This is a genomic window from Spongiactinospora sp. TRM90649 (genome assembly GCF_029382225.1).
Taxonomy (GTDB): Bacteria; Actinomycetota; Actinomycetes; order Streptosporangiales; family Streptosporangiaceae; genus Spongiactinospora.
The window spans coordinates 260,225-286,472 of the sequence record NZ_JARLTC010000009.1 but is presented as its reverse complement, the minus strand read 5'-3'; the positions used below and the strand labels follow the sequence as shown (position 1 = coordinate 286,472).

Genomic DNA, 26,248 nt, shown 5'->3' with positions numbered 1-26,248 from the left:
GGGGCATGGGCGATGACGGGGGCCGGGCGGTCAGTGGTCGCGGATGAGCGCGAACATCTCCTCGCGGGGCAGGTCGCGGCCCCTGGCGTACGCGGCGGCGTAGGCGGCGGTCCCCAGCTCGCCGTCCAGGTGGGCGGCGAGCCGGGTCACGTCCACGTTGTAGAGGTCGGGGGCGCCGCGCAGCCGTTCGGCCGCGCCGAGCAGCTCGGCGGCGCGCTCGGGCCGTCCGAGCCGGGCCGCCGTGATGGCGGTCAGCACCACGACGTGGGCCGCCACCGGCATGTCCTTGGCCTGCAGGGCCAGCTCGACGCCCTCGGCGCCGAGCCGGGCCGCGGCCTCCAGGTCGTCGCGGCAGACGGCCAGGAGGCCGAACGAGGTCTTGACCAGCGCCAGGAACTGCGGCGCGGTGAAGGGGGACGCCTCGATCAGCTCCCTGGCCAGCGTGAAGGCGCGCTCGGCCTCGTCGAGTTCGCCGTCGATCCTGGCCAGGTTGCCCAGATGGAGGTTGGCGAACGCCAGATTGCGCGGGCTGGTGTTCTCGGCCTCCGGGCCGGTCAGGGTCAGCAGGTCGGCGCGCGCCCCGGCGAGGTCGCCCGCGCGGATCCGGACGGAGGCGAGCCAGATCCGCTGGTGGCCGGTGTCCGCGCCGGGCACCAGCTCGCGCATCAGCCGCATCGCCTCCTCCAGCGCCAGGCTCGCCGCGTCGAACTCGCCGAAAACCGAGTGCGCCTCGGCCAGCGCGGTCAGCGCCATGCTGAGCGACCAGCGTTCGCCGACCTGCCGAAGCTCGTCCACCGCCGCGATCAGGTCGCGCCTGCTGTCGGCCATCAGGCCCTCGTTCTCCAGCAGCGCGGCCTTGATCGACCGCAGCGTGCCCCGCACCCACGGGTCGGGGTGGTCGAGTCGTTCGGCCACGGCCGCCAGGCCCCACTCGGTGTCGTCGGTGAACAGCGCCAGGGCCGGATGCAGCAGGGCCAGCAGCGGGTGGTCGAGTTCGTTCGCGCTCTCGGCGGTGACCGTCCGGAACAGGTCCGCGGCCTCCTCCGGGTCGAAGCCGCCGCTGAGCGTACGGGTGACCAGATAGATCGCGGTCACCACCAGCCGCTGCCGCTTCGGCGACTCGCCGGGCACGTCGAGGGCCATGCGCAGCCGCGCCGCCGTCTCCATGCCGTCGCCGCGGATCGTCCAGTACATGCTGAGGGCGGCGGCCAGCCGGATGGCGGTCTCGGCGTCGGCCGTGTCCACCGCCCAGTGCAGCGCGCCGAGCAGGTTGTCGTACTCGGTGTCCAGCATCGCCACCCAGGGACGCTGCTCGCCGCCGCGCACGTACGGCTCGGCGCGCTCGGCCAGCTCCAGGTAGTAGGCGGCGTGCGCGGCCCGCGCCTCGGCCAGGTGCCCGCTCTCGGCCAGCCGCTCGACGCCGTACTCCCGGATCGTCTCCAGCATCCGGTAGCGGGGGCCGGCGTCCACTCGCACCAGCGACTTGTCCACCAGGGCCGCGACCAGGTCGAGGCTGCCGCCGACCCGTTCGACGGCCTCCAGCCGCGCTCCGGCGGGGAACACCGACAGCCGTTCGGCGAGCGCGCGTTCGTCGCCGGTCAGCAGGTCCCAGCTCCAGGCGACGACCGCGCGCAGCGTCTGGTGCCGGGGCAGCGCGGTACGGCTGCCGCCGCCCAGCAGGCCGAAGCGGTCGCCCAGGCGTTCGGCCACCTGCTCCAGCGTCAGCGAGCGCAGCCGCGCCGCGGCCAGCTCGATCGCCAGCGGCAGGCCGTCGAGCCGCCGGCAGATCTCCACCACGACCTCGGCGTTGCCGTCGTCCACGGTGAACCCGGGGCGCACCGCCGCCACCCGGTCCGCGAACAGCCGGACGGCCGCGCTGTCGCGCCAGTGCCCCACCTGGTCGGGCAGCGGCAGCGGCGGCACCGGGCACAGCGCCTCGCCGCCGATGCCCAGCGGCTCGCGGCTGGTGGCCAGCACGTGTAACCGCCCGCACCGGCCGAGCAGCTCCTCTGCCAGGCTCGCGACCGCCTCGACCACGTGCTCGCAGTTGTCCAGCACCAGCAGCGTGTCCGAACCGGACAGCGCCTCGGTCAGGCGGCGCATCGCGTCGGGGGCGACGCTGTTCTCCCGGCCGCCGCCGCGCAGGAAACCGGGGTTGCCCAGCGCGCCCAGCACGGCCGCGGGGACGTCGGCGGGGTCGGTCACCGAGGCCAGCTCGGCCAGCCACGCCCCGCGCGGCCGGTCGGCGGCGATGGTGGTGGCCAGGCGGGTCTTGCCCGCGCCGCCCGGCCCGACCAGGGTCACCAGGCGGCTCTCCTTGAACTGCGCGGAGATCCGCTCGATCTCGGCGGTGCGGCCGACGAAGCTGGTCAGCGGCACCCGCAGGTTGCCGCGCGGGCGCGCGGCGGCGACAGGCGGCGGGATCTCGGCGGCGGCGCGGGGGAGCGCCGGGTCGGCGCGCAGCAGCGCGAGGTGGATCTCGCGCAGTTCAGGGCCGGGATCGACGCCCAGCTCGTCGGCGAGCCCCTGGCGGAACTCCTCGTATCCGGCGAGCGCCTCGGCCTGGCGGCCCGCGGCGTACAGGGCCTTCATCAGCAGGCCACGCACCCGCTCGCGCCGGGGATGGCGGGCGGCCAGCTCGCGCAGCCCGGCCACTGTGCCGGCCACTGTGCCGACCACCGTTCCGGCCACTGTGCCGGTGACCGCACCAGTGGCGAGCCCGGCCTCGAAGTGGTCTTCGGTGGCGGCGAGCCGCGCCTCCTCCAGCCAGGTGGCGGCGGCGACGGCGAAGGGGGCGTCGGCCAGGTCGGCGAGCGCCGGGCCGCGCCACAGGGCGAGGGCGTCGCCGAGCGTGCGGACCGCCGTACGGGGATCGCCCGCGCCGAGCGCGGCGCGGCCCTCGGCGGCGAGGCGCTCGAACCGGTGCGCGTCGATCGCCTCACGAGGGACGGCGAGCCGGTAGCCGCCCGGGGCCGAGGTCAGGCCGTGCGGCCTGGGCAGTGCCCGGCGCAGCCGGGACACCAGGGACTGCAGCGCGTTGGCCGGATCGGCGGGCGGAGTGCCGCCCCACAGCGCCTCGGACAGTTCCTCGACGGTGACCACGCGCCCGGGGTCGAGGGCCAGGCGCACCAGCAGCGCGCGCAGCCGCGCACCGCCGATCTCGGCCTGACGGCCGTCGGCGCCGGTGACCGTGAGCGGGCCGAGCACGCTCACCTGGATATGGGCGGAGACCCCGGCCGCCGCCGGGGCATCGCCCGGGCCCGCGGGGGCCCCTTTCGGGGTCCCCGCCGGAGTCGCTGCCTGGCTCACTCCGGGCTCGCCGCGGGTGGGTGGACTCAGCCGCTCTTGCGGCGGAACGAACGACGCTGGGAAGCAGGGCCGTGCGTGCCGCCGACCTTCGAGCGGCCCCGGCCGCCGCTGTTGGCGTTGGCGTCGGCCTGGGCGTTGCGCTTGCGCTCCAGCGCCTCACGGAACTTGCGCTTCAACTCGTCGTCGGCGCCGGGGTCGGCGGTGCCGGCGTCGGCGTCGGCGGCCACGGAGTCGTTCTCCTCCGTGGGTGCCCCGGCCTCCGGACTCGCGGATTCCGGTTCGTTGGCGGCCATGAAGACCTCCTGATCTCGGACGACACTTTCCTCCTTATTGTGGCACCCAGCGCGCGGCGCGTTGACGCCGAACTTTCTGCGGTGAGCCTTCGTCACATCGGGCGGTAGGCGACCACGGAAGGAGCGCACTTGAAATACGGGACCGGTTGGCGGCGCCTGGTATCGGGCCTGGCGGCGTTGACGGTGGCGGCGGGGGCCGCCGGACTGGGGGCGCCGGGGGCGGCGTCCGCACAGGGGCCGGACGGCTCCGCGAAGAAGGCCAAGAAGATCGTCCGGCTGGGCGTGGCCCAGTCGGTGGACAACATGAACCCGTTCCTGGCGTTGCGGGTGGTCAGCACGTCGATCCAGCGCTGGACGTACGGATTCCTCACCGTTCCCGACAGCAAGACCCTGCGGCCGAGCCCGGATCTCGCCGAGTCCTGGACGACCTCGGCCGACAAGCTCACCTGGACCTTCACCATGCGCGCGGCCAAGTGGTCGGACGGCACGCCGATCACCGCCCACGACGCCGCCTGGACCTTCAACACGATCATGACGAACGACGCCGCGAAGCAGGCCAACGGCCCCGCCGTGGAGAACTTCGCCAGCGTCGTGGCCAAGGACGACAGAACCCTCGTCATCACCACCGAACGGCCACAGGCCACCATGCTGGAGAACCCGGTGCCGATCGTGCCCCGGCACGTGTTCGCCAACGCTGGGCCGATCGGGTCGTACGACGCCGAGCGGTATCCGATGGTGGCGAGCGGGCCGTTCACGGTGGTCGAGCACAAGCGCGATGCCTACGTCCGGCTGCGCGCCAACCCCGGCTACTGGCGCGGCCCGGCGAAGATCGACGAACTGCACGTGATCTTCTACGAGAACCCCGAGGCCGCCAACGCCGGGCTCAAGCGCGGCGACGTGGACTGGGTCGGACGGCTGGCCGCCCCGCAGTACCAGGCGTTCGACGGCGACCCCGCCTTCCGGCAGTGGGACACCCCCGGCCGCCGCGCGACCTACCTCCAGCTCAACCCCGGCGCGCGGACCATCGACGACCGGCCGGTCGGCGACGGCCACCCGGCCCTGCGCGACCGGCGGGTGCGCGAGGCGATCCACCGCGCCGTCGACAAGGAGACCCTGGTCCGGCAGGTGCAGAACGGCCTGGCGCGGGTCGCCGACGGCGCGGTGGTGCCCCCGGTGTTCCCGGAGTTCCACTGGTCGGCACAGGGCGATGACCTGGTGACCTTCGACCCGGCCAGGGCCAACGAGATCCTGGACCGCGCCGGTTACCGCAGAGGCCCCGACGGCGTCCGCACCATGCCGGAGGGCGGCCCGGACGCCGGGCGCAGGCTCGCGATGCGCTTCAGCGTCCACGCCGCCGACCCGGTCGAAGGCAAGATCGCGCAGTACCTCACCGGCTGGCTGCGGGCCATCGGCGTCGAGCTGACCACCAAGCGGCTGGACGCCACCAGGTTCACCGAGGAGACCGGCTACACCGGGCTGTACGACATCGCGATCAGCGGCTACTCGGTCAACCCGGACCCGGAGGAGATCCTGGCCACCCACCTGTGCTCGCGCAGGCCCACGGCCAAGGGCGAGGGCGGCGGCACCGAGTCGTTCTTCTGCGACAAGGAGTACGAGCGGCTCTACCGGGACCAGCTCGCCGAGCTGGACCGCGGCCGCCGGGTGGAGATCGTCAAGCGGATGCAGCGGCGGCTCTACACCGAGGCCCCGGTGATCGCCCTGTACTACCCGAACAACCTGGAGGTCTACCGCCAGGACCGGATCAAGTCGATCACCCCGATGCCGGAGCGGAACGGCTTCCTGTACGGCGGGCCGGGCTACTGGCCGGTCTACACCGTGGAGGCCGCCGAGGCCGCTCCCGGCGCGGCAGGGCCGGGCACCGGGGTGCTGGTGGGCGTCGGGGCGGCGCTGGCCGTCACCGCCGTGGCGGGGGTCGCCCTCGCCCGGCGGCGCAGGGCCACCGCGGACGACCGGGAGTGAGCACGCCGCACGCCGTGGCCGTCCGCGCGGGCGGCCACGGGGCGGCTGGGACGACCGGGGCGGCGGCCACGCTGCCCCGGTACGCCCTGGCCAAGCTGGGCGGCGCGCTGCTCAGCATCGCCATGGTGATCGTCGCGGCGTTCTTCGTGTTCCGGCTGATCCCCGGCGACCCGGCCGTCGCCTACACCAGGAACGTCGCGCTCAGCCCCGGCCAGCTCGACCTGATGCGCCGTCAGATGGGGCTGGATCGGCCGGTGATCGAGCAGTTCCTCGGCTTCGCGGGCCGCACGCTCCGGCTCGACCTCGGCGTCTCCTACGAGTACCGAAGGCCGGTGGCCGAGCTGATCGCCGAGCGGGCCTGGCCGACGCTGCTGCTCACCGGCACCGGCCTGGCCGTCGCGGTGAGCCTCGGCCTGTGGCAGGGCGCGCGCGCCGCCTGGCGGCCAGGGGGACGGCTGGACCGCCTCTCCACCGGCCTGTCCCTCACCCTGTGGTCGGTGCCGACCTTCTGGCTGGGACTGCTGCTGCTCACCGTGCTGGCGGCGGGCGTCGGCCCGATCCCCGGGATCTTCCCGACCCGGGGGATGGAGAGCGTGGACGCGCCGTCCGGGTTCGCCTACGCGCTGGACGTCGCCCACCACCTGGCGCTGCCGTGCCTGACCCTGGTGGCCGTGGTCTACGCGCAGTACCTGCTGGTCATGCGCTCCTCGCTGCTGGACGAGATCGGCCGGGACTACGTCACCACCGCGCGCGCCAAGGGGCTGCGCGACTCGGAGGTGCGGCGGCGGCACGCGCTGCCGAACGCGCTGCTGCCGACCGTGACGCTGGTCTTCATGCACATCGGGTTCGTGGTGCAGGGCGCGGTGTCGGTGGAGACGGTGTTCTCCTGGCCGGGGCTCGGGCTGCTGTTCTTCGAGGCCGTCCAGGGGCCTGACTACGCGGTCATGCAGGGCACGTTCATGGTGGTCTGCGTCGCGGTGATCGTGATGAACGCGCTGGCCGACGTGGTCTACCACCTGCTCGACCCCCGGGTGAGGGCGGTATGACCAGAGCCGGACTCAGGCTCGGGCTCCGGCTTTGGCGGACGCAGCGGGCCGGCGCGGTGGGGGCCGTGATCCTCACCGGGTTCGTGCTGGTCGCGGTGCTGACGCCGGTGCTCACCGATCCGGCGGGGCTCGACGTCACTCGGGCCGCGGGGCGTCCGATGGCGCCGCCGGACTCGTCGTTCCCGTTCGGGACCGACGAGTCGGGCCGGTCGATCCTGCTGATGATCATGTGGGGCTCGCGGGTGTCGCTGCTCATCGGATTCCTGTCGGCGCTGCTCAGCGTGCTGCTCGGCACCCTGGTCGGGATCGTCGCCGGGCACTTCCGCGGATGGGTGTCGGTGGTGCTGATGGCGGTCACCGACTGGTTCCTGGTGCTGCCCGCGCTGGTGACGGCCCTGGTCCTGGCGGCGGTGCTGGGCGGCGGCACGGTCACCATCGTGCTGGCCATCGGGGTCACCTGCTGGGCGTCCACGGCCCGGCTGATCCGGGCGCAGACGCTGGCGGTGGAGGCCAGGCCGTACATCGAACGGGCCAGGGCCCTCGGCGGCGGGCACTGGCACGTGATGACCCGGCACGTGCTGCCGAACGTCGCGCCGCTGGTGCTCGCCAACACCACGCTGACGGTCGCGTACGCGATCGTGACCGAGTCCACGCTCGCCTTCCTCGGCACGAGCGCGGGACAGGTGTCGTGGGGCGGCATGCTGCGCGGCTCCTACGACTGGGGCGCGGCCACGTCTGGTGCGTGGTGGTACGTGCTGCTGCCGGGGCTGTGCATCGTCGTGGTCGTGCTGGCGTTCACGCTGTGCGGGCGGGCGCTGGAGGCGGCCTTCAACCCACGGCTGCGGGAGGCGGGATGAGCCTGCTGGTGGTGCGGGACCTGTTCGTGACGTACCGCTCGGCGGCGGGGGACGTGCCCGCCGTCCGGGGGGTGTCGCTGTCGCTCGCGGTGGGGGAGGCGCTGGGGATCGCGGGCGAGTCCGGGTCGGGCAAGTCCACGCTGGCCCTGGCCCCGCTGCGGCTGCTGCCGCGCGAGGCGCGGGTCGGCGGGCAGATCCTGCTCGGCGGGGAGGACGTGACGGCGATGACGTGGGGACGGCTGCGGGCCGTACGGTGGACCGCCGCGTCGGTGGTCTTCCAGGGCGCGCAGCACGCGCTCAACCCGGTGCGCACGATCGGCGACCAGATCGCCGAGCCCATCGTGGCCCACGGCCTGGCCGCCCCGAAGGAGGCCCGCCGCCGGACGGCCGGCCTGCTCGAACGCGTCGGCCTGCCGGCGTGGCGGGCGAAGAGCCACGTCCACGAACTGTCCGGCGGGCAGCGCCAGCGGGTCATGATCGCGATGGCCCTGGCCTGCTCGCCCCGGCTGATCATCGCGGACGAGCCGACGACCGCGCTGGACGTGATGATCCAGGCCCAGATCCTCGACCTGCTCCGGGGTTTGGTCGCCGAACGCTCCCTGGGCCTGCTGCTGATCTCCCACGACCTGCCGGTCCTGGCGGCCACCTGCGACCGCCTCGCCATCATGTACACCGGCCAGGTGGTGGAGACCGGCCCCGCCCGCGACCTCCTGACCCACCCCCGCCACCCCTACACCGCCGCCCTTACCGCCGCCTCCCCAAGAGTCGGCGACCCCGCCTCCCGCCGCACCCCTGCTCCATGTTCGACCGGAGGCGACGGCATGACGGTGCTGGAGGCGCGGGGGGTGCGGGTGGAGTTCCGGGGACGGCGGCGTCGGGTGCGTGCCGTGGACGGGGTCGATCTCGCCGTTGGGGCGGGAGAGATCGTGGCCCTGGTCGGGGAGTCCGGCTGTGGGAAGACCACGCTCGCCCGTGCCCTGCTCGGGCTGGTCCGGCCGTCCGGGGGTGTGGTCGCGTACGGCGGGACGCCGCTGGCCTACTCCAGCCGGGCGCTGCGCGCGTACCGGCGCGAAGTCCAGCTCGTCCCGCAGGACCCGGCGGGCGCGCTCAACCCCCGGCACACCGTCTACGAGGCCGTGGCCGAAGGCCCGCGCGTTCACCGGCTCCCGGACGAGCGCGACCGGGTCGTCACCGCGCTGGCCCGCGCCGGGCTGCGCCCACCCGGCCGCTTCCTGGACAGGTACCCGCACGAGCTGTCCGGCGGGCAGCGCCAGCGGGTGGTGATCGCCGGGGCGCTCGCCCTCGAACCGAAGGTGCTGGTCGCCGACGAGCCGGTGGCGTCCCTGGACGCGCCGGTGCGCGGCGAGATCCTCGCCCTGCTGCTGCGGCTCCGCGCAGAGCTGGGCCTTTCCGCCCTGGTGGTCACCCACGACCTGGGCCTCGCCTGGAACATCGCGGACCGGGTGGCGGTGATGTACCTCGGCCGGATCGTGGAGTCAGGCCCGGTGGAACAGGTGCTCACCGCACCCTCCCACCCCTACACCCGGGCCCTGCTGTCCGTCCTTCCCGAGTCTCAAGACCGCACCATCCTCACCGGCGAACCCCCGGACCCCACCCAGATCCCCGACGGCTGCCCCTTCCACCCCCGCTGCCCGACCCTGGCCACAGGCGAAGCGACAGAGGCCGCGGACGCCTGCCGTACCCGGCCTCCCGCCCTCCTGCCCTTCGCCCCGGACTCCCAGGTGGCCTGCCACGCCGTCGCGTCGGCGAGGCGGCCCTGAGTGGCAGGGTGTGGGTATGCGGGTGGGGATTCTTGGGCCGGTGGTGGTGGAGGACCGGGAAAGGCGGTCTGTGGGGGTCGGTGGGCCGTTGGTGCGGGGGGTGTTGGTACGGCTGGCGGTGGACGCCGGGCGGACGGTCGGGGTGAACGCGCTGGCCGCCTATCGTCGAAGTACATGATCCCGCCCCGGCTGATCGCCACGTCGTAGGCGGCCTGCTCGAAGGGGTGGACCTGGGCGTCGCCGCGTTCGAAGACGACGTTGACGACGCCCTCCTCGGCGGCGGAGCGGCGGGCGCCCGCCGACGCGTTTCCGCGCCTTTGCCCGTCTTTCGGGCGGCGATCCCGGTCGGCATGATGGGGCACATGTCATGGACCGCGCCGCAGAGCGTACGCACCAATCCCCCCACGGTCGCCGGTGAGCGAGAGATGCTGGAGCGGTGGCTCGACCACCACCGGCAGACCCTGCTGCACAAGTGCGCGGGGCTGACCTTCGAGCAGCTCACCGAGCGCAGCGCCGAGCCGTCCAGCCTCACCCTGCTCGGCCTGGTGCGCCACATGTCCGAGGTGGAGCGCGCTTGGTTCCGCCGCAGGCTCACCGGAACGCCGCTGCCGTTCCTGTACTGCGACCTCGACACCAATCCCGACGGCGACTTCGACGACGTGGGCGCCGCCGACCCCGAGGCGGACTTCGCGACCTTCGCCGAGGAGGTCGAACTGGCCGACGCGGCGGCGGCCGGGCGTTCGCTGGAGGACACCTTCTTCCACCCGGGGCATGCGAAGGACATCAGCCTGCGCTGGGTCTACGTGCACATGATCGAGGAGTACGCGCGGCACAACGGCCACGCCGACCTGCTCAGGGAGCGCATCGACGGCGTCACCGGCTCCTGACCGGAGGCCGGCGGACCGGCTCAGCCGCCGGTGGCCTCGCGCATCCGCTCGCCCGTCCAGTGGTCGGAGACGTCGGCCGGGGCCTGCGGGTTGCGCGTGCCGTCGCCCGGGTCGGCGGGAGCGCGCGTGAGGGCGACCGCGACGGCCGAAGCGGCGGCCAGCGCCGCGATGACGACGGCGGTCACGGTGAGTGCTCTCCTGTTCACGCTCTCATGCTACCTCTGCTCTGACCTGCGAGATAGTCTGATGTGAGGGGGACGCGGGGGACGGTGACGCCATGACGGTGACGATCCGGCGGCTCGTCGCCGACACACGGCTCGGGCTGCGGGTGGTGCTCGGGCACGAAGGTCTCGACCAGCCGGTGCGCTGGGCGGTGGTCTCCGAGCTGCCCGACCCGGCCCCCTGGCTCGACGGCGCGGAACTGCTGCTCACCAGCGGCATGTGGCTGCGAGAGGAGCGGGAGCCCGCGCGGGCCGCAGAGACGTGGGCGGGACGCCTGGCCGAGGCGGGGGCGCGGGCGATCGGCTTCGGGCTCGATCCGTGGTTCGGCGAGGTCCCCCCGGAGATCATCAACGCGGCCCGGCGCTGGGGGCTGACGCTGATCGAGATTCCGTCCCGCACGCCGTTCGTGGCGATCGACCGAGCGGTGGCCGAGCTGAACGCCGCCGAGGCGCGGCGCGAGGCCGAGCAGGGCAGGCGGGTGCAGCAGCGGCTGGCCGAGGCGGGCCGTTCCGGACGCCGGGGGGTCGCCGAACGGCTGGCCAGGGAACTGCACGGCTGGGTGGCCCTACTGGACGCCGGGCACGAGGTCGCGCTGCGCGTCCCCGCCGGGGCGGGCCCGGACGACGCGGTGCTCGGCGACCTGGCCAGGCGCGGCGACCAGGCCGGACGCCAGGCGTTGCACGACGAGATCGACGGCATGGCCGTCACGGCGGTGCCGCTCGGGCTCGCCAGGGAACGCCGGGGCACCCTCGTGGTCGGCTCGCCCACGGTGGAGGAGCGGCCGGTGTGGGCGTCCAGCGTGGTGGGCACGGCCGCGGCGCTGCTGACCGTGCTCGACCGGGGCGGCGAGCACGAGTTGCGCGGCGTCGTCGGCGGGCTGCTGCTGGAGGGCGACGTGCGATCGGCCGAGCGGGTGGCCGCCGTCTCCGACATCCCGCTGCCCTCGCGGTTCGTCGCGGTGGCGCTGGTCGGGCAGGGTCGCCGCCGCGCGGCGACCCGGCTGGTGGCGGCCGGGGGGTGGCTCGCCAACGAGGGCGACACCGAGTCGTTGGTGCTGGTGACCCCGGATTTCGGCGACGAACGGCTGCTGGTGCTGCTGGAGGGCGGGCGCGCGGGGCTGTCCGTCCCGCGCGCGCCCGAGCAGGTGGAGACGGCGGCCCGGGAGGCGCGGCAGGCCGCGCAGCTCACCGGCGCGGGCCGTACGGTGGTCCGCTACGCCGACACCGCCGCCATGGAACTCGACCGGCTGCTGGCCTCACCCTCGGCGGAACGGTTCGCCGAGACGCTGCTCGCCCCGGTCACCGAGGCCCCGGACTCCGGGGAGCTGATCGACGCGGCCCGCCACTGGGTGGCGGCGAACTATCACTGGGACCCGGCCGCGTCGGAGGCCGGGGTGCACCGGGAGACGCTGCGGGAACGGATGCGCCGGCTGGCCGGCCTGACGGGCCTCAACCTCGACCAGCCCACCGACCGCCTGGCGCTCTCGCTCGCGCTCACCGTCTCCCGCCCCCACTGACCGGCGTGCCGCACGCCCAGCCGTGTCCCGGCCCCGGTCGGCCGGTGTGCCGTGCGCTTACCGGGTTCCGCTTCCGTTGACGAGGGACGTGCGCACCGCGTGGCCGAGTTCGCGGAGGCGGTGGGCGGGCAGTTCCAGCGGGGTCACGTCGTCGGCCCAGGGGGCGGCCTCGGTGACGGCCGCGCGGGCCTGCCGCTTGGTGAGCATGCCGCCGCTCGCCCTGATCAGGCCCTCGCGCCAGGTGTTGGCGAGCTTGCCGTGCGCGTTGTCCAGGATGCCGCGCAGCACGGCCGCCGACGGCTCGGCGGGCGCGGGGCGGCGCACGGCGTCGAGCACGCCGTCTCGCGCCGTGATCTCGTAGACCGGCGCGACCAGCTCCTCCACGTGCTCCGGTGAGACGCCGGGATCGCCCAGGTGGACGCGCACGGCGGCGGCCCGGGAGGCGAGCAGCAGCCGGGGCAGGGCGGCCTCCAGCCCCGCCGGTACGGCCAGCGCCACCCGCGCGGGCGCCGCGGCGTACGGCCTGGCCAGCCACGTGGACAGCCGGGCGCGCGGCACCGACGGCAGATGTCCCTTCGGCCAGTCGCCCACCAGCACGCCGGGCGTGAACGCGGGATCGGCCGCGATCTCGTGCTCGCCGGGCCTGCCCCCGATGGCCTCGATGGCCTGCGGCCCCTGGGTGTAGATGGCGGTGCCGTAGCGGTCGGCGCGGGCGGCGACGGCGGGCAGGGTCTTGGTGGTGGGGCGCAGGATGTAGAGGTCGGCGGCCGAGCCGATGGCCTCCGCGCCGGTATAGCGGTTGAAGTCTGGATAAATGGCCTCATTGACGAGGTTGAGTTCGTGCAGCGCCGTCTGCACCTTCAGCGCGAGCATCGGCGTCCGCTCGCTCGCGCCGTACGCCAGCAGCACCCGCCCCTGGTCGAGGTCGCGCAGCCCCTCGACGGCCCTGGCCACGAACAGCCCGACGCCCCCCGGCGTGTACGGCGGGTCGGTCAGCGCCAGGTCGGCCCACCCCCGCGCCGACGGCGGCAGCCCCAGCCGCAGGTCGCACCACCTGGTCCGGACGTTCAGCCCGAGCCGGGCGGCCTGCGCGTCGATGTAGGCGAGGATCCGCTCGTCGACGTCCACCACCATGGTCTCGGTCTGCGGATGCGCCATCGCCACGGCGAGCGAGCTGAGGTCGTGGTCACCGGCGAACAGCACCCGCGCCCCCGGCAGCCAGAACCGCTCGCCGAGCAGCAGCGCCCGGCGCACGACGCTCTCCGGGGTGGCGGCCACATGGTCGAGCGCGGTCCGCCCGCGCGGTGCCGCGCCGATCAGCTTGCGCATGGCCTCCAGCAGCTCACCGTGCGCGGGCAGCAGGTGGGCGACGGGGTCGCGCGGTCCGCTTGTGTCGCCGGTGCCGCCGCGCAGGTGGCCGGGCAGCGCGCCGATCCGTTCGGAGGAGAGCCGGAAGCGGTCGCCCGAGCGTTCGGCCCGCGCCGCCCGCATCAGTTCTTCGACGCCGCGTCTGGAGGTGGCCGTGGCCCTGACCAGATCGGCGAGTTCCCACCAGGCTCCGTCGGCGACCAGGCCGAGCACGGCGCGCAACCGCCAGGAATCCACTCCCGCCTCGGCGAGCAACGGCATCAGCCGATCATGGTCCGTGTCGTCCATGCGGCAACAGTAGCCGCGCCACGGGCCGGGTGGCGGCGCGTGGGACGGTCAGGCTACGCCCGCGGCCCGCTGGGTGAGGGTGATCACCGGCAGGGCGTCGTCGGGAGTGCGCTCCCGGACGTCGTCGGCGCGGATCGTGATCACGGCGGGCGGGCTGCCGAGGTCGCCGTAGCGGGCGGTGACCGCGGCGGTGATCGCCTGGCGGGCCGCGGCGACGACCTTGGAGGTGGAGAGACCCGGACGGCCCGCGGCGGACAGGAAGCCGAGCAGCGCCGCGAAGCGCAGCTCGCCGGCCGCGGGCGGCGGAGCGTCTGGTGGTGCCGGGCGGCCCAGCCAGAACACCCCGCCGTGCAGATGGCCGGGGAAGGTCGTGCCATCGCGAGATGGGAGCGCGCGCACCGCCCCGACCAGCAGCTCGCCGAAGTCGGTGAGCTCGGCCTCAGTCGGCAGGTCGGTCGTGACCAGCAGTGGAACGATGTGCGCGCTCAACATCGGCAGCCTCCCGGGCCTCCCCTATCTATTGGCGACTCATGCTAGACAGCACGACCGACATTTTCCGTCGCCGTCGCGGCCGGTGTGTCCGCGGCGTGGCCGTACTTACGGTGGATGAGCGTGTCCAGCGCCCAGGTGCCGGGGCCGAGCACGGCGATGATGAGGAAGGACCAGGAGAACATGGCGGCCAGCTCGCCGCCGTTCTGGACGGGGATCAGGCCCTGCGGCGCGTGGACGGTGAAGTACGCGTACGCCATCGTGCCGGAGGCCAGAGTGGCGGCCAGCCGGGTGAAGAGCCCGGTGAGCACCAGGCCGCCGCAGACGAGCTCGATGATTGCGGCCCACCAGTTGGGCCATGCGCCGAACGCGACCACCTGGCCGGTACCACGGTGGCCGCCGAAGACGCCGAAGAGCGAGGCCAGACCGTGGGTGAAGAAGAACAGGCCGGTGACGATGCGGAACAGCGAGAGCGTCGGCCCACTGTACCGGTCAAGCGTCATGTGGATCACCTCGATGTTGCGGGGGGTTCGACAGGGACGGGGTACGCGTCTCCAGTGCCTGACCTGGAAAGTGGGCCGTTCCCGGCGGGGGGATGCCGGGGCTGGGTCGGCTTTGACGCTCCCACTGGCGACACGTCCACTGGGCTGGATCGCATCCCGCGGTGCCGTCGACGTCCGGCCCGGACACCGCGGGATGCGTCCTTCATCGGGGTCTTCGTCGGGTCAATCTCACGTGGGCTACCTTTCGCGGGCCCTGGCCGCCTGTGGGGTTTGTCAGTGCGGCGTTATCAGGGGGCCTTCAGGGCGTTGTCCAGCGCGGTGGTGAGAGTGCCCGTGTCACCGGACATCTCCCAGATCATCGCGCCGAGCAGGTTCTTGGACTTCAGCCACGCGACCTTCTTCTGGATGGCCCAGGCGTCGTCGAAGGTCCACCACTGGCCGTTGTTGCCGGTGTAGCAGTAGGTCGCCACGGCCTGCTCGTCGTGCTTGACCGTGCAGTTGGGGACCATCTGCAGCAGGTTGCTGTAACCCCGGGTGCCCGCTTCCTCCTGGAACTGGCCGGGAGCCGCGCCCTGGGCAGCCTGCCACTCGCCGGACTTGCCGCCCTCGGTGACGTTCTGCCAGCCGCGTCCGTAGTAGGCCAGGCCGATGGTCAGCTTGCGCGGGTTGATACCGGCGTCCAGGTACTCCTGAACCGCGTTCTCGACGCTGAAGTGGAAGGGGTAGGGGTCGTCGGTGTCGGCGTACAGGTTGCCCTGGTGGCCGGTGCGGTTCGGCTCCCAGGAGTTGTCACTGCCGGCGCCGTGGAAGTCGTAACCCTGGATGTTGAAGATGTCCAGGCTCTTCCCGACCTCGGCCAGCTCCCAGCCGGCCTCGATCTTGGCGGGGTCGGCGGGGGTGAAGGCGGTGAGGTCGTAGCGCTTGCCGGTCGTCTCGGTCAGCGCGTCGAGCTGCTTGCGGAACTCCTCGATCAGCAGGGTGTTGTTCCGCTTGTCGGCGGGGCTGACGTGGTTGCCCGGGTGCCCCTCGGCGCCTGGCCACTCCCAGTCCAGGTCGATGCCGTCGAAGATGCCCGCACCGGTACCGGGGCCGCCCGCGCCGTTGTACACGGGGAGGTTGCCCTTGATGTAGATGTCGATGCAGGAGGAGACGAACTTCTTCCGCGCGGCGTCAGTGGCGGCCACGTCGGAGAAGTACTTGGAGTAGGTCCAGCCGCCGAGCGAGATCAGCACCTTGAGCTGCGGGTACTTGGCCTTGAGCTTCTTGAGCTGGTTGTAGTTGCCGCGCAGCTTCTCCCAGCCGGTGTCGGCGACGCCGTCCACGGACTGGGCGGAGCTCATCGGACGGCCGTAGTCGGCCTCGGCGTCGCCCGCTCCGTCACCTTGGTTGGGGTCCTGCGGGTTGGACGTGGTGCCCTTGGTGACGCCGTGCAGACAGGTCTTGTTGACCGGGTCGACGTTGCCGAAGGCGTAGTTGATGTGGGTGAGCTTGGCGGCGTTGCCGGTCGTGTCCAGGTTCTTCACGAAGTACTGGCGGCCGTAGATGCCCCACTGCACGAAGTAGCCGACCCTGGCGTAGCCGTTGGCGACGATGTCGCCGGTCTTGGCCTTCAGCTCCGAGCTCGGGTTGGAGAGGTTGTCGTAGTAGTCACGCGCCTTGACGGTGAAGGTGTACTCCGTGGACGGCGACAGCCCGCTGACGGTGGCGGTCGTGCCGGTGACGGAGGCCTTCAGCGTGTCGCCGACGTACACGTGGTAGAGGGCGATGCCCGTGTTGTCGGTGGAGGCGTTCCAGGCCAGCGAGACGCTGGAGGAGGTCGAGCCGGTGGAGCGCAGGTTGCCCGGGACGCTCGGCGGCGAGGTGTCGTCGGAGGGGTTGTTGGTGGTCACCGACACGGCGCTGCTCGCCGGGGACAGGGTGCCCTTGCGGTCCACCGTCTTCACCGTGAAGGAATAGGCGGTGTTCGGCGTCAGGCCGGTGATGGTGGCGGAGGTCCCGGTGACCGTGGTCTTCAGGCTGTCACCCGCGTACACGTTGTAGCCGGTGATGGGCAGGCTGCCGGGGGTGGCGGCGTCCCATGCCAGCGACACGGTGGTGGTGGTCTTCACCGGCGAGCGCAGGTTCCCCGGCGCTTGCGGCGCGGTGTCGGCGGAACCGTCGCAGCGCACGTCGTTGACGCGGCAGTTGGCGGGTTCCGCGGACGCCGAGCTGAGGGTGAAGCTCGGGCTGTACGGCTCGGTCGTGCGTCGCGCGCCCACACTGGTGTTGTAGTGGGCGGGGGTCAGCGTGACGGTGCGGCCGTTCTGGGCGATGGTGCCGTTCTCGGCGTTGCTCGCGGTGACACCGGCGGGCAGGTCGAAGGTGATCGACCAGCTCGCGAGGGTGGTGTCGGTGTTGTTGGCGATGACGAACTTGCCACGGCTACCCGTGGCGGTGTACTCGGCCACCACCGGGGCCTCCGGCCCCGGCGGGTCGCCACTGCCATCGCAGTTGGCGCCATTGATGGTGCAGGTGGTCGGTTGTACGGCGGAGCTGAGGTTGACGGTCGGGCTCCAAGGATCGGTGTTGCCGTTCGCACGCACCGTGGCGATGTAGAAGGCAGGGGTGAGCTTCACCTTGGTACCGGTTTGCGTGATCGTGGCGTTCTGGGGGTTGCTCGCGGTCACCCCGGACGGCAGATCGAAAATAATCGACCAACCTGTCACGGCGGTGGGGTTGGGATTGCTCACCACGAACTTGCCCTGGTTGCCGGTCAGAGTGAAGGCGGCGGTCAATCGGGCGGCGGCATTGACGGGAGCGGCCATTGCGACCGCCACGATGAGAACCAGCAGCACAGCGGCATATCGGCGCATGCGGCGGACCCTTTCTTAAAAGAAAGTTTCCTAACAATTAAGCCGGATCGTAACCCCGGCCCTTTACGGCGACAAGACCCAAACACGAAGCGCGATCGACACTTGCGATATATCGCGTCTTCTTGAATACTCTGAGTCGGGTATTGCAAAGGGCACAAAAAGTGCCCTTGGTCGGTGCTGCAACACCGGCCAAGGGCGGCAGGTCTCACTGGCGGGCGAGACCCGGAGCCTCAGTACAAGGCACCTCCAGGTTACCGGGCGTCGTCTCCACCTAACTCACCGTGGAGGTTTTCGTGAACACGACGAGAATTTCGATCCTGATCGTCGGCGCGGGTTACGCGGGCCTGAGTGCCGCCGCCCTGCTGGCCTGGCACGGCGTCCCGGTCACCCACGCCGTACGTCATGGGCGGCCTGACGCGGGCGGACAGGAAGTCACCGGAATCTTGTTCCGCTCTTGATCCACGCACTCCCCGCGAGCGAAACAACGGTGTCATGCCGCATTGGTGAGAACCGGGTCAGGGGGAGTGGGCGAGGTGCCACGCGGAGACACCATGGTGGTCGGGCCGCCGACCCATGTGCCGATCGACGTTCTGTTACCGGGAGACTCGCCGCGTCTGGCGGGCGAGGATCCCGGGCACGCGCTGCTGCTCGCCGGGATGGAGGTCCGCCTGCCGCCGATCATCGTGCACCGTCCCACGATGCGCGTGATCGACGGGATGCACCGGCTGCGGGCGGCGGTCATCAGGGGAGCGGACACCATCGAGGCGCGCTTCTTCGACGGAGACGCGGAACTGGCATTCCTGCTGGGGGTCAGGGAGAACATCACGCACGGCCTCCCGCTGTCGCCCGCCGACCGGGAGGCGGCGGCGATCCGGGTGATCAGGATCCATCCGGAGTGGTCCGACCGGGCCATCGCCAAGGCGTCCGGGCTGTCGGCCAAGACGGTGGCCGCGATCCGGCGGCGGATCGGCGGCGAGGGCGAGCGGCTGCGCGCCCGGGTCGGCCGGGACGGCCGAGTCAGGCCGCTGGACGGCGGCGAGGGCAGACTACGGGCCTCCCAGATCATCGAGGCCAAGCCGGAGGTGTCGCTGCGCGAGGTGGCCAGGCGCGCGGGGATCTCCGTGGCGACCGCCCGCGACGTGCGGGAACGGATCCGCCAGGGAGAGGACCCGCTGCCGCCACGGCAGCGCGCGGCGACCCTGCCCAAGGCGTCGGCGGTCACGGCCATCCGGCACGAGTCGGCGAACTGGCCCGAGGTCAGGGACAAGCTGTGGAAGGACCCGGCGCTGAAGTACGCCGAGTCGGGTCGCCGCCTGCTGCGCTGGCTGGACTCGCACGCGATCGGCACCGGTGAGTGCGAGGTCGCGCTGCGGGCCGTACCGGCGCACTGGACAGGTGAACTGGCCGGCCTGTCACGGATGTTCGCCCAGCGCTGGATGGACCTCGCCAAGGCACTGGAGGCCGAGGCCCACCAGCGCGGCTAGGCGGCGTGCCGGGCCGCGTCGTAGGCGGTGGAGACCTTGCGGGGTACGACCATGCGCCAGGCGTCGAGGACCAGCTCGCGCATCTCCGCGGGGTCGAGCGCCGCCATGTCGGCCTCGATCCAGTTGAAGCGGAGGTCGCTCGGGCGCGGCAGGAGGAACTTGCCGGGCTCGGCCGCGATCACCGCGTCGCGTTCCTCCTTGGGGAAGGCGAAGCCCATCCGGGTTTCGTCCGGTGAGATCGTCAGATAGACGATGCTGCGGATTCTGAACTTGACGTGGTCTCTGATCAGGTGCTCCTCGGTGCGCGGCAGGCTCAGCGCCAGCGCGCGCACCTCATCGACAGTGATCATGCGCTCACGCTACCGGTCGCCACCGACGATTTCCGGAAGGGAGCGGAGTACGAACCCGGCGCGCTCGCGGGGCGGGACGAGCGGCAGCGGCACCGGCTCGTAGCCGTACTCCAGGTAGGTGGCGCGCACCGACTCGTAGGTCTGGACGGCCACCTCGTAGGTCTGCTTGCGCTCGGTGTCCGTCGTGTAGATCTCCGGCCACGGCGGGGCCAGGAACACCCGGCGAGCGTAGCGGAACCGCTCGGCGGCCCGCCGCATGTGGGCGGGGACCGGCAGGCCCTCAAGACGCAGGTAGGCCAGCACGTCGGGGACGCCCCGGTCGAAGAAGACCGGCCCGGCGGTCTCCTGGGCCGCGTGGTAGGACCGCAGTTCCCAGCCGAGCATCAGCTCGGCGAACAGCGCGCGGTCGCCCCACGGCAGCGCTGGGCCGCCGATCGCCGTCTGGTCGCGGATGATCGCCCGCCCGGCCTCGGCGGACCGGGCGTGGCCGCCGGCCGCCAGCAGGTCGATCAGCGTGCTCTTGCCCGACCCCGGTCCTCCGGTGACCACCACGAGGCGGGGCTGATCGGATCGCATCGCCGGTGACCCCCCTTCCGCCACCGACCATATCGGCGGCCGAGGGGGAGCGGATCACCAGGTGAGGGCGAGCGACGCGGGCCTGGCGAAGGCCAGCCCGCTCTCCCAGGCGATGTCGTGCTCGTCCTCCGCCAGCCGCAGCCCGGGGAAGCGCCGGGCCAGCTCGGCGATCACGATCTGCATCTCGGCCCGCGCGAGCTGCGCCCCCAGGCAGAAGTGGATGCCGTGCCCGAAGGTCATGTGCGAGTTGTCGGCGCGGGTCATCTCCAGCGTCTCCGGGTCGTCGAAGATCGCGCCGTCGCGGTTGGCCGAGTTGAACAGCGGGATGGCCACCTCACCGGCCTTGATCAGGGTGCCGGCGACCTCGACGTCCTCCACGGCCATCCGGATCGACCCGGCCCCGAAGCCGATCTGGCTGAACCGCAGCAGCTCCTCCACCGCCGCCGGGATCAGCTCGGGGGAGTCGCCGAGACGCCGGAACCGCTCCGGCTCGCGCAGCAGGTGGAACAGCCCGTGGGTGATCGACGAGGTGGTGGTGTGGTAACCGGCGACCAGGACCATCACGGCCATGGTCAGCATCTCCTCCTCGGTCATCCGCCCGTCGCGGTGGGCCTGACCGAGCACGGTGAGCAGGTCGGCGTCGCCCTCCGGCGGCTTCTGCGCGATCACCCCCCGGATGAAGCCCATCAACCGGCCGACCGCGGCCTTGATCCGCTGGGCGGTATCGGGCGTGGGCACCCCGACGGTGAGCATGTCGTCGGTCCACTGCCGGAAGCGCTCGCGATCGACCGGCGGGATGCCGAGCATCTCGCTGACCACCGCGACGGGCAGCGGCAGGGCCAGGTGGGCGACGAGGTCGGCGGGCGGCCCGGCGTTCTCCATGCGCTCGGCGCAGTCGCCGGTGAGCTCCTCGATCTTGGGGCGCAGCGCCTCGATCCGGCGGCTGGAGAACGACCCCACCACGATCTTGCGCAGCCGGGTGTGGTCTGGAGGGTCGGTCATCACCAGGGAGCGCGATCCGCCCTGGATGGGCATGATGCGCGGGGCACCGGGGGTGGTCATCGCCGCCTTGCTGAACCGCGGGTCTGTCATGATCTGCCGCACATCGGCGTAGCGGGACACGACCCAGGCGGTCTGGCCGCTGGGCAGCCGGACCCGGGCCACCGGCTCCTCGGTGCGCAGCCGGCCGAACTCCACCGGCGGGTAGAAGGCGCCCCCGGCGGCGAAGGGATAGGCGGGCAGCGTGTCGGTCTCGGTCATGCCGGTCCTTTCTGAGAGGGGGCCGGTCAGGCCAGCCAGCGGCCGTCTCGCATCAGCGTGCGGTCGGGGATCTCGCCGCGGTGCCGCCAGGCGAGCACCCGCCGGGGGGTCAGGAAGAGGTAGACGCACCCGGGGACGCGTGCCGGGTCGAGCGGCAGCCCGGGCGGGACGGCGACGCCGGACGGCAGGCCGTCCGGCGGGACGATCTCGACGGGACCGTCCATCAGCACGACGTCGGCCGGATCGCCGAACGCCGCGCGGGCCAGGTGGTTCTCCCGCAGGTTGCGGACCGTGCGGTGGCGCTCGCGGGTGGCCATCACCAGGTGGGCGCCGTCCCACACGCAGCCGAGCGGGACCATGTGGGCGCCGGACGCGCCGCCGGTGGCCAGCCACACCTGCCCGGAGTTGACCAGCGTGTCGAGCACGTCGGCCTTGCGCCGCCCGGCGTCGCGGATGGGCTGGGGGGCCGCCGCGCGGGCGGCTCCGGTCAACGACATGTCCACTCCTTTCGCCGCCGTCGCCGTCGTCAGGCGACGGAAATCGCGGCGGCGGCGTTTCCGATGAGGGCGAGAACGGCGAAAGCCGTTCGGACGAAATTCCACTTCTCCCACTTGCCTCGCTCGTCTACCCAATCCGGGGGAAGTGCGGTGGGATCTAGTGATTTGACGCGCCGGTTGATGGGCACGTTGCGGGTCTGGGAAACGACGCCCGAGGCGACCAGGAAGGCCGCCGAGGCGATGAACAGGACCCGCGTCGGCTGGTCGGCCGCGTAGACCGCGAGGACCACGTCGCCGGCCGTCGCGGCCATGACCGTGATGGGCATCAGCGGGTCGTAGGCGCGGCCGATGAGCTTGTGAAACGCCACGTAGCGGTCGGCCGCGAGGGCGCGCATGGCGGGCCAGACGCCGATCGCGTGACTGAACAGCACGCCGGCCACGAGCCCGTTTCCGACGATTACCGCAGTGGTGATAATTCGGGCGAGCACCTATTGATCCTTTCGCCGGTCACCGGAAGCCATCCTGCCGCGCCGGGCTTGAGGCGAACTCGAACGCCACTGGGGCAGGCGGGCCGCCGTCGAATTCGAGTGCCTTTCGAGGGCTTTTCGAGCGCGCTGCACGACCATCGGGCTGCACCCACCCGCGGAGGGAGACGGATGACCGAGTTGCTGTTACCGCTGGCGTTTCTCACCAACGGGCTCGCCGCCGGGGTGATGGTCGGGACCCTGCTGGGCAGCGTGCCGTTCTACCGGACCCTCGGCGTGGCCGACTACGTTCGGGCGCACGCCTTCGGGGCCACCCGCTACGACCCGTTCCAGCCGATCTGCCTGCTGTCCACCGTCGTGCTCGACGTCGTCGTGGCCGTCACCGTGCAGCCGCTCGCCGTACGGGTGCTGACCCTGGCCGCCGCGCTTGCGGCGATCACCGTGGTCGGCATCTCCGTCACCCGGAACGTCCCGATGAACCGCTGGATCATGGCGCAGGACCCCGACGCCATGCCGACCGGCTGGGACCTTGAGACCTTCCGCGAGCGCTGGGCGCGATGGAACCAGACCCGGGCGTCCTTCGCGGTGCTCGCCCTCGTCCTCAACACCTCGGCCGCAGTCGCGCTGCTCGCGCAGGCCATGTGAACCCGCCCACGAAAGGAGACACCCAGTGACCCAGACCGAGGCCGTCGTCTCAGGCAGACCAGCGGAAGGCACCGTCTTCCGGGTGATGCTGCGCATGCAGATCCACCCCGGCATGGAGCGGGAGTTCGAACGCGTCTGGCACGACACCTCCGGCGTGATCGGCGGCAACCCGGCCAACATCGGCCAGTGGCTGCTGCGCAGCGCCGAGGAGGAGAGCGTCTACTACATCATGAGCGACTGGGTCGACGAGCCGTCGTTCCGCGCCTTCGAGGGCACCGCCGAGCACGTCGAGCACCGGGTCAAGCTGCACCCCTACCGCTCCAACGGCACGATGACCGCGATGAACGTGATCTACGCGCTGTGTCGATAGCCGGGGCCGCCGATGGCCGCCGCTAACCGGCGGCCAGCACCACCCGCTGCAACTCGCGCATCTCGCCGCTCGGCTCAAGCCCGAGCTCGCGGTGCAGGATCCGGCGCAGGCGCTGGTAGACCTCCAGCGCCTCGTGCCGCCGCCCGGCCCGCGACAGCGCCTCCATCAGCTTCAGATGGAACCATTCGTCCAGCTCGTAGACGGTGGTCAGCTCCTTCAGCTCGCCGATCAGCTCCTGGTGCTGCCCGGCGCGCATCCGGGCCTCGATCTTGAGCTTGATCGCGTGGACGCGCAGCTCCTCCAGACGGGTGCGGTAGATGGCCAGCCTCGGGCCGGTGACCACGTCCGCCAGGGCCGGGCCGTGCCACAGCGCCAGCGCCCGGCCGAGCGTCTCGGCCGCGTCGTCCGCGCGCCCCTCCCGCAGCAGCTCACGGGCGGAGGTGACCAGCCGCTCGAAGTCGACGGCGTCGAGCGCGCCGTCCGGGATCACCAGCAGGTAGCCGCCGTGCTTGGTCACCAGCCTGGGCAGCCCGGTCGGGCCCGCGCTGCGCACGAACTGTTTTCGCAACTGGTACACGTAGGTCTGCAAGGTGGTGCGCGCGCTCGGCGGCGGGCGGCCCTCCCACAGCTCCTCGGTCAGCACCTCGGTCGGCACCACCTCGCCGGCCGCCGACAGCAGGAGCGCCAGCACGCTGCGCTGTTTGGGGGCGTTGGGAGTGATCCGCCGAGGGCCGTCCTGCACCTCAAGAGTTCCGAGCACCTGAAAACGCATCGTCCACCCCCGCTTCCGCCACGGTCACGATCCCTCTGCTGTTCTAGTCCCCGCCCCTGACGTGCCGCTGTCGTCTCTCTGTCGTCCGGCGCGACGGCGTTCCAAGCGCGCTCAAGTGCCCTTCGAGAGCCACCGCGCAGACTCCTGAACAGAGCGTTTCTCCGCTCCGCGAGCAACCACACCTTCGGGGAGAAGCAAGCGCATGGAAAAGCGCACCGAACGGATCCTGATCGTCGCCCGGATGCGGGCCCCGGCCGAGCGCGCGGAGGTGGCCCGGCTTTTCGACGAATCGGACCGCGGCACCCCGCTGCCCGAGCTGGGCGGCGTGGTGAGCCGCAGCCTGTTCGCCTTCCGCGACCTGTACTTCCAGTACATGGAGGTCGACCAGCCCGCCGGGCGGACGATGGCGAACGTCCGCGACCGTGCGGAGTTCCAGGAGCTGAGCCGGAACCTGACGCGGTTCATCGAACCCTACGACCCCACCACGTGGCGTTCCCCGCGCGACGCCATGGCCACGGAGTTCTACCGGTACGAGCCCGAGAGGCGGCCAGTATGAAAGGCGTCGCGATCAGCCGCGAGTCGCTGTTCGGCATGATGCAGGCGTACAAGGTGACCAGCCTGCTCAAGACGGCCGTGTCGATGGGCGTCTTCGACCACCTGGCCGCCGGGCCCGCTTCCGCCGACACGGTGGCGCGGGGCCTCGGCTGCGCGCCCCGGGGCATGCGCATCCTGCTCAACGCGCTGGCCGCGGTCGGCCTGGCAGAGGAGCGCGACGGGCACTACGCGCTGCCGCCGGGCGCCGAACCGCTGCTGGTCAGCGGCAGCCCCGCCTACCTGGGCGACATGGTCAAGGTGATGTCCAGCGACTGGGAGTGGGACGCGCTCAAACGCCTCGACGACGCCGTGCGCCGGGGCGGCACGGTCATGGAGGTGCACGCCGAGACCCCCGGCTACGAGTACTGGGAGGACTTCGCCGCCTACGCCGTGGCCGTCGCCAGGCCGACCGCCGACGTGGTCGCCGACGCGCTCAAGTCGTGGGCGAGCGGGCGCGACACGATGGACGTGCTCGACGTGGCCTGCGGCCACGGCCTGTACGGCCTGACCCTCGCCCAGCGCAACCCGCAGGCGCAGGTGTGGGCGCTCGACTGGCCCAACGTGCTCACCCAGGTCGATCGGCACGCCGACCAGGCGGGCGTGGCCGACCGGGTGCACCACGTGCCCGGCGACATGTTCGAGGTGCCGCTCGGCGGGCCGTACGACGTCATCCTGGTCACCAACGTGCTGCACCACTTCTCCGAGGAGAAGGCGGGCGAACTGCTCGCCCGGCTCGCGCCGGCGCTCAGACCGGACGGCAAGATCGTGCTGGTCGGGTTCACCCTCGGCGACGAGAACCCGGCCGACGACCCCGCCCCGCACCTGTTCTCCATCCTGATGCTGGCCTGGACCTTCGAAGGTGAGGTGCACTCGATCGAGGCTTACGACCGGATGCTCACCCGGGCCGGCTTCACCGGCGGGCGGCGGCACGACGTGCCCGGCCTGGCCTTCCGGGTGCTGGTGGCGAGCAGATCCGAATGAGGCGGCTACGGGGCGCGGCGGGCCAGACTGCGATGCCAGCCGTGCTCCGTGGCCAGCGCCGGGTCGCGCGTCAGCACGGCCCGGTGCAGGTCGGACAGCTCGTCGCCGACGTCGAGGCCGTACTCCTGGCGCAGCACCGCCGACACCGAGGCGTAGGTCTTCAGCGCCTCGACCTGCTGACCGCAGCGGAACAGCGCGATCATGAGCTGCCCGCACAGCCGCTCGCGCAGCGGATGCTTCAGCACCAGCCTGCGCAGCGTCGCGACGATCTCGGCGTGGTTGCCCAGCGCCAGCTCGACGTCGAAGCGGCGGTGCAGCGCGCGAAACCACTCCTCGGTGAGCTGCGGCACCTCGTCGCGGATCAGCGAGTCGGAGGCGATGTCGGCCAGGGCCGCGCCCCGCCACAGCCCGAGCGCCTCGCGCAGCAGCCGGGCCTCCCCGGCCAGGTCGCCCACCGTCTCGGCTCGGCACGCCTGGTCGAGGAGGCAGCGGTAACGCAGCAGGTCGAGGTCGTCGGCGGCCACCCGGATGAGGTAGCCGCCCGGACTCGTGCGGATGGTCTGGGGACCGTCGTGCCCGTCGCCGAGTACCCGGCGGAGCCGGGCCACGTGCGTCTGCAACGAGGCCCGGGCGTCACGCGGGAAGCGGTACTGCCACAACCGCTCCATCAGGTCTTCCGCCAGCACCACGCGGTTGGCGGACAGCAGCAGCGTGGCCAGGATGATGCGCTGCTTGGCGGCGTTGACCACGATGGGACGGCCGCCGCGCCGGACGTCGAGCGGTCCCAGGATCGCGAACTGTAGTGAGGCATGCCGCATGCGTGACCCCCGGCTTCGTGACGTA

Annotated in this window: 26 protein-coding genes and 1 pseudogene; 13 read left to right on the top strand and 14 right to left on the bottom strand. The window is 72.2% G+C overall.

What is annotated here, in order from left to right; all coding sequences use genetic code 11:
* Positions 1 to 30: 30 nt before the first annotated feature.
* Both P3X83_RS13795 and P3X83_RS13790 read right to left on the bottom strand, forming a co-directional pair.
* A complete protein-coding gene (locus P3X83_RS13795; protein ID WP_277305417.1) occupies positions 31 to 3,213 on the bottom strand; it encodes a BTAD domain-containing putative transcriptional regulator in 3,183 nt (1,060 codons plus the stop codon).
* Between the two features lie 122 nt (positions 3,214 to 3,335).
* The gene (locus tag P3X83_RS13790; RefSeq protein ID WP_277305416.1) at positions 3,336 to 3,602 is read right to left on the bottom strand and encodes a DUF5302 domain-containing protein; all 267 of its coding nucleotides are present in this window, start codon (positions 3,600 to 3,602) and stop codon (positions 3,336 to 3,338) included.
* A gap of 129 nt (positions 3,603 to 3,731) precedes the next feature.
* Here P3X83_RS13790 and P3X83_RS13785 point away from each other — a divergent pair, with 129 nt between their 5' ends.
* The 6 genes and pseudogenes from P3X83_RS13785 to P3X83_RS13760 all read left to right on the top strand — a co-directional run bounded on the left by P3X83_RS13785 (position 3,732) and on the right by P3X83_RS13760 (position 10,153).
* A complete protein-coding gene (locus tag P3X83_RS13785) occupies positions 3,732 to 5,582 on the top strand; it encodes an ABC transporter substrate-binding protein (RefSeq protein ID WP_277305415.1) in 1,851 nt (616 codons plus the stop codon).
* Positions 5,579 to 6,628 (top strand): ABC transporter permease, encoded by a 1,050-nt coding sequence (locus P3X83_RS13780; RefSeq protein ID WP_277305414.1) that lies wholly within the window; start codon positions 5,579 to 5,581, stop codon positions 6,626 to 6,628. The genes P3X83_RS13785 and P3X83_RS13780 overlap by 4 nt, the downstream gene beginning before the upstream one ends.
* Positions 6,625 to 7,485 (top strand): ABC transporter permease, encoded by an 861-nt coding sequence (locus P3X83_RS13775; protein WP_277305413.1) that lies wholly within the window; start codon positions 6,625 to 6,627, stop codon positions 7,483 to 7,485. Before P3X83_RS13780 ends, P3X83_RS13775 begins: the two co-directional genes overlap by 4 nt.
* Positions 7,482 to 8,258, top strand: a pseudogene (locus tag P3X83_RS13770) (ABC transporter ATP-binding protein); the annotation flags it as partial. The gene P3X83_RS13775 and the pseudogene P3X83_RS13770, both read left to right, overlap by 4 nt.
* Positions 8,259 to 8,306: 48 nt before the next feature.
* Positions 8,307 to 9,266, top strand: a complete 960-nt coding sequence (locus P3X83_RS13765) for an ABC transporter ATP-binding protein (protein ID WP_277305430.1) — start codon at positions 8,307 to 8,309, stop codon at positions 9,264 to 9,266.
* Positions 9,267 to 9,628: 362 nt separating this feature from the next.
* Positions 9,629 to 10,153 (top strand): DinB family protein, encoded by a 525-nt coding sequence (locus P3X83_RS13760; RefSeq protein ID WP_277305412.1) that lies wholly within the window; start codon positions 9,629 to 9,631, stop codon positions 10,151 to 10,153.
* Between the two features lie 20 nt (positions 10,154 to 10,173).
* Here P3X83_RS13760 and P3X83_RS13755 read toward each other — a convergent pair whose 3' ends face one another.
* Positions 10,174 to 10,359: a hypothetical protein gene (locus tag P3X83_RS13755; RefSeq protein ID WP_277305411.1), complete on the bottom strand. Its 186-nt coding sequence runs from the start codon at positions 10,357 to 10,359 to the stop codon at positions 10,174 to 10,176.
* Between the two features lie 71 nt (positions 10,360 to 10,430).
* Here P3X83_RS13755 and P3X83_RS13750 point away from each other — a divergent pair, with 71 nt between their 5' ends.
* Positions 10,431 to 11,891, top strand: coding sequence for a PucR family transcriptional regulator (locus tag P3X83_RS13750; protein WP_277305410.1), 1,461 nt, complete (start codon positions 10,431 to 10,433; stop codon positions 11,889 to 11,891).
* 57 nt (positions 11,892 to 11,948) lie between these two features.
* On the opposite strand, the gene P3X83_RS13745 is transcribed toward P3X83_RS13750, so the two are convergent.
* From P3X83_RS13745 to P3X83_RS13730, 4 genes are all read right to left on the bottom strand, one after another.
* A complete protein-coding gene (locus tag P3X83_RS13745; RefSeq protein ID WP_277305409.1) occupies positions 11,949 to 13,547 on the bottom strand; it encodes a bis-aminopropyl spermidine synthase family protein in 1,599 nt (532 codons plus the stop codon).
* A 48-nt stretch (positions 13,548 to 13,595) separates the two neighbouring features.
* Positions 13,596 to 14,039 (bottom strand): hypothetical protein, encoded by a 444-nt coding sequence (locus P3X83_RS13740; RefSeq protein ID WP_277305408.1) that lies wholly within the window; start codon positions 14,037 to 14,039, stop codon positions 13,596 to 13,598.
* Between the two features lie 41 nt (positions 14,040 to 14,080).
* Complete coding sequence (locus P3X83_RS13735) at positions 14,081 to 14,539, bottom strand: DoxX family protein (RefSeq protein WP_277305407.1); 459 nt, start codon at positions 14,537 to 14,539, stop codon at positions 14,081 to 14,083.
* Positions 14,540 to 14,826: 287 nt separating this feature from the next.
* Positions 14,827 to 17,373: a glycosyl hydrolase family 18 protein gene (locus P3X83_RS13730; protein ID WP_277305406.1), complete on the bottom strand. Its 2,547-nt coding sequence runs from the start codon at positions 17,371 to 17,373 to the stop codon at positions 14,827 to 14,829.
* A 311-nt stretch (positions 17,374 to 17,684) separates the two neighbouring features.
* Here P3X83_RS13730 and P3X83_RS13725 point away from each other — a divergent pair, with 311 nt between their 5' ends.
* Both P3X83_RS13725 and P3X83_RS13720 read left to right on the top strand, forming a co-directional pair.
* Entirely contained in the window at positions 17,685 to 17,849 is a 165-nt protein-coding gene (locus P3X83_RS13725) for an FAD-dependent monooxygenase (RefSeq protein ID WP_277305405.1), read from the top strand.
* 75 nt (positions 17,850 to 17,924) lie between these two features.
* Positions 17,925 to 18,875: a ParB N-terminal domain-containing protein gene (locus P3X83_RS13720; protein ID WP_277305404.1), complete on the top strand. Its 951-nt coding sequence runs from the start codon at positions 17,925 to 17,927 to the stop codon at positions 18,873 to 18,875.
* On the opposite strand, the gene P3X83_RS13715 is transcribed toward P3X83_RS13720, so the two are convergent.
* Genes P3X83_RS13715 through P3X83_RS13695 form a run of 5 tightly spaced genes read right to left on the bottom strand, consistent with a single transcriptional unit; the run spans position 18,872 to position 22,046 of the window.
* Complete coding sequence (locus tag P3X83_RS13715) at positions 18,872 to 19,225, bottom strand: MmcQ/YjbR family DNA-binding protein (protein WP_277305403.1); 354 nt, start codon at positions 19,223 to 19,225, stop codon at positions 18,872 to 18,874. The two genes, P3X83_RS13720 and P3X83_RS13715, sit on opposite strands and share 4 nt — an antisense overlap.
* A 9-nt stretch (positions 19,226 to 19,234) precedes the next feature.
* On the bottom strand, positions 19,235 to 19,801 hold the full coding sequence (locus tag P3X83_RS13710; protein ID WP_277305402.1) for an AAA family ATPase: 567 nt from the start codon (positions 19,799 to 19,801) through the stop codon (positions 19,235 to 19,237).
* Between the two features lie 54 nt (positions 19,802 to 19,855).
* Entirely contained in the window at positions 19,856 to 21,061 is a 1,206-nt protein-coding gene (locus P3X83_RS13705; protein ID WP_277305401.1) for a cytochrome P450, read from the bottom strand.
* A gap of 26 nt (positions 21,062 to 21,087) precedes the next feature.
* Positions 21,088 to 21,558 carry a pyridoxamine 5'-phosphate oxidase family protein gene (locus tag P3X83_RS13700; protein WP_277305400.1) on the bottom strand — a complete coding sequence of 157 codons (471 nt, stop codon included), beginning with the start codon at positions 21,556 to 21,558 and terminating at the stop codon, positions 21,088 to 21,090.
* Positions 21,559 to 21,587: 29 nt separating this feature from the next.
* Positions 21,588 to 22,046, bottom strand: a complete 459-nt coding sequence (locus tag P3X83_RS13695; protein WP_277305399.1) for a DUF1772 domain-containing protein — start codon at positions 22,044 to 22,046, stop codon at positions 21,588 to 21,590.
* A gap of 168 nt (positions 22,047 to 22,214) precedes the next feature.
* Here P3X83_RS13695 and P3X83_RS13690 point away from each other — a divergent pair, with 168 nt between their 5' ends.
* Positions 22,215 to 22,688: an anthrone oxygenase family protein gene (locus tag P3X83_RS13690; RefSeq protein ID WP_277305398.1), complete on the top strand. Its 474-nt coding sequence runs from the start codon at positions 22,215 to 22,217 to the stop codon at positions 22,686 to 22,688.
* A gap of 25 nt (positions 22,689 to 22,713) precedes the next feature.
* Positions 22,714 to 23,058, top strand: a complete 345-nt coding sequence (locus tag P3X83_RS13685) for an antibiotic biosynthesis monooxygenase family protein (RefSeq protein ID WP_277305397.1) — start codon at positions 22,714 to 22,716, stop codon at positions 23,056 to 23,058.
* A gap of 22 nt (positions 23,059 to 23,080) precedes the next feature.
* Here the strand turns inward: P3X83_RS13685 and P3X83_RS13680 are convergent, their stop codons facing one another.
* Complete coding sequence (locus tag P3X83_RS13680; RefSeq protein ID WP_277305396.1) at positions 23,081 to 23,830, bottom strand: AfsR/SARP family transcriptional regulator; 750 nt, start codon at positions 23,828 to 23,830, stop codon at positions 23,081 to 23,083.
* Between the two features lie 202 nt (positions 23,831 to 24,032).
* Here P3X83_RS13680 and P3X83_RS13675 point away from each other — a divergent pair, with 202 nt between their 5' ends.
* Together P3X83_RS13675 and P3X83_RS13670 are read left to right on the top strand one after the other, a co-directional pair.
* The gene (locus P3X83_RS13675) at positions 24,033 to 24,386 is read left to right on the top strand and encodes a TcmI family type II polyketide cyclase (protein WP_277305395.1); all 354 of its coding nucleotides are present in this window, start codon (positions 24,033 to 24,035) and stop codon (positions 24,384 to 24,386) included.
* Positions 24,383 to 25,405 carry a class I SAM-dependent methyltransferase gene (locus P3X83_RS13670; RefSeq protein ID WP_277305394.1) on the top strand — a complete coding sequence of 341 codons (1,023 nt, stop codon included), beginning with the start codon at positions 24,383 to 24,385 and terminating at the stop codon, positions 25,403 to 25,405. Before P3X83_RS13675 ends, P3X83_RS13670 begins: the two co-directional genes overlap by 4 nt.
* Positions 25,406 to 25,410: 5 nt before the next feature.
* On the opposite strand, the gene P3X83_RS13665 is transcribed toward P3X83_RS13670, so the two are convergent.
* Positions 25,411 to 26,223 (bottom strand): AfsR/SARP family transcriptional regulator, encoded by an 813-nt coding sequence (locus P3X83_RS13665; protein ID WP_277305393.1) that lies wholly within the window; start codon positions 26,221 to 26,223, stop codon positions 25,411 to 25,413.
* Positions 26,224 to 26,248: the final 25 nt, after the last annotated feature.

What these genes read in the sequence shown, in the direction of transcription:
- P3X83_RS13675 (WP_277305395.1), top strand. Translation starts at nt 24,033, where the DNA reads ATGGAAAAGCGCACCGAACGGATCCTGATCGTCGCCCGGATGCGGGCC.
- P3X83_RS13760 (WP_277305412.1), top strand. Translation starts at nt 9,629, where the DNA reads ATGTCATGGACCGCGCCGCAGAGCGTACGCACCAATCCCCCCACGGTC.
- P3X83_RS13700 (WP_277305400.1), bottom strand. Translation starts at nt 21,558, where the DNA reads ATGTCGTTGACCGGAGCCGCCCGCGCGGCGGCCCCCCAGCCCATCCGC.
- P3X83_RS13670 (WP_277305394.1), top strand. Translation starts at nt 24,383, where the DNA reads ATGAAAGGCGTCGCGATCAGCCGCGAGTCGCTGTTCGGCATGATGCAG.
- P3X83_RS13765 (WP_277305430.1), top strand. Translation starts at nt 8,307, where the DNA reads ATGACGGTGCTGGAGGCGCGGGGGGTGCGGGTGGAGTTCCGGGGACGG.
- P3X83_RS13790 (WP_277305416.1), bottom strand. Translation starts at nt 3,602, where the DNA reads ATGGCCGCCAACGAACCGGAATCCGCGAGTCCGGAGGCCGGGGCACCC.
- P3X83_RS13690 (WP_277305398.1), top strand. Translation starts at nt 22,215, where the DNA reads ATGACCGAGTTGCTGTTACCGCTGGCGTTTCTCACCAACGGGCTCGCC.
- P3X83_RS13715 (WP_277305403.1), bottom strand. Translation starts at nt 19,225, where the DNA reads ATGATCACTGTCGATGAGGTGCGCGCGCTGGCGCTGAGCCTGCCGCGC.
- P3X83_RS13665 (WP_277305393.1), bottom strand. Translation starts at nt 26,223, where the DNA reads ATGCGGCATGCCTCACTACAGTTCGCGATCCTGGGACCGCTCGACGTC.
- P3X83_RS13745 (WP_277305409.1), bottom strand. Translation starts at nt 13,547, where the DNA reads ATGGACGACACGGACCATGATCGGCTGATGCCGTTGCTCGCCGAGGCG.
- P3X83_RS13775 (WP_277305413.1), top strand. Translation starts at nt 6,625, where the DNA reads ATGACCAGAGCCGGACTCAGGCTCGGGCTCCGGCTTTGGCGGACGCAG.
- P3X83_RS13705 (WP_277305401.1), bottom strand. Translation starts at nt 21,061, where the DNA reads ATGACCGAGACCGACACGCTGCCCGCCTATCCCTTCGCCGCCGGGGGC.
- P3X83_RS13750 (WP_277305410.1), top strand. Translation starts at nt 10,431, where the DNA reads ATGACGGTGACGATCCGGCGGCTCGTCGCCGACACACGGCTCGGGCTG.
- P3X83_RS13680 (WP_277305396.1), bottom strand. Translation starts at nt 23,830, where the DNA reads ATGCGTTTTCAGGTGCTCGGAACTCTTGAGGTGCAGGACGGCCCTCGG.
- P3X83_RS13735 (WP_277305407.1), bottom strand. Translation starts at nt 14,539, where the DNA reads ATGACGCTTGACCGGTACAGTGGGCCGACGCTCTCGCTGTTCCGCATC.
- P3X83_RS13710 (WP_277305402.1), bottom strand. Translation starts at nt 19,801, where the DNA reads ATGCGATCCGATCAGCCCCGCCTCGTGGTGGTCACCGGAGGACCGGGG.
- P3X83_RS13740 (WP_277305408.1), bottom strand. Translation starts at nt 14,039, where the DNA reads ATGTTGAGCGCGCACATCGTTCCACTGCTGGTCACGACCGACCTGCCG.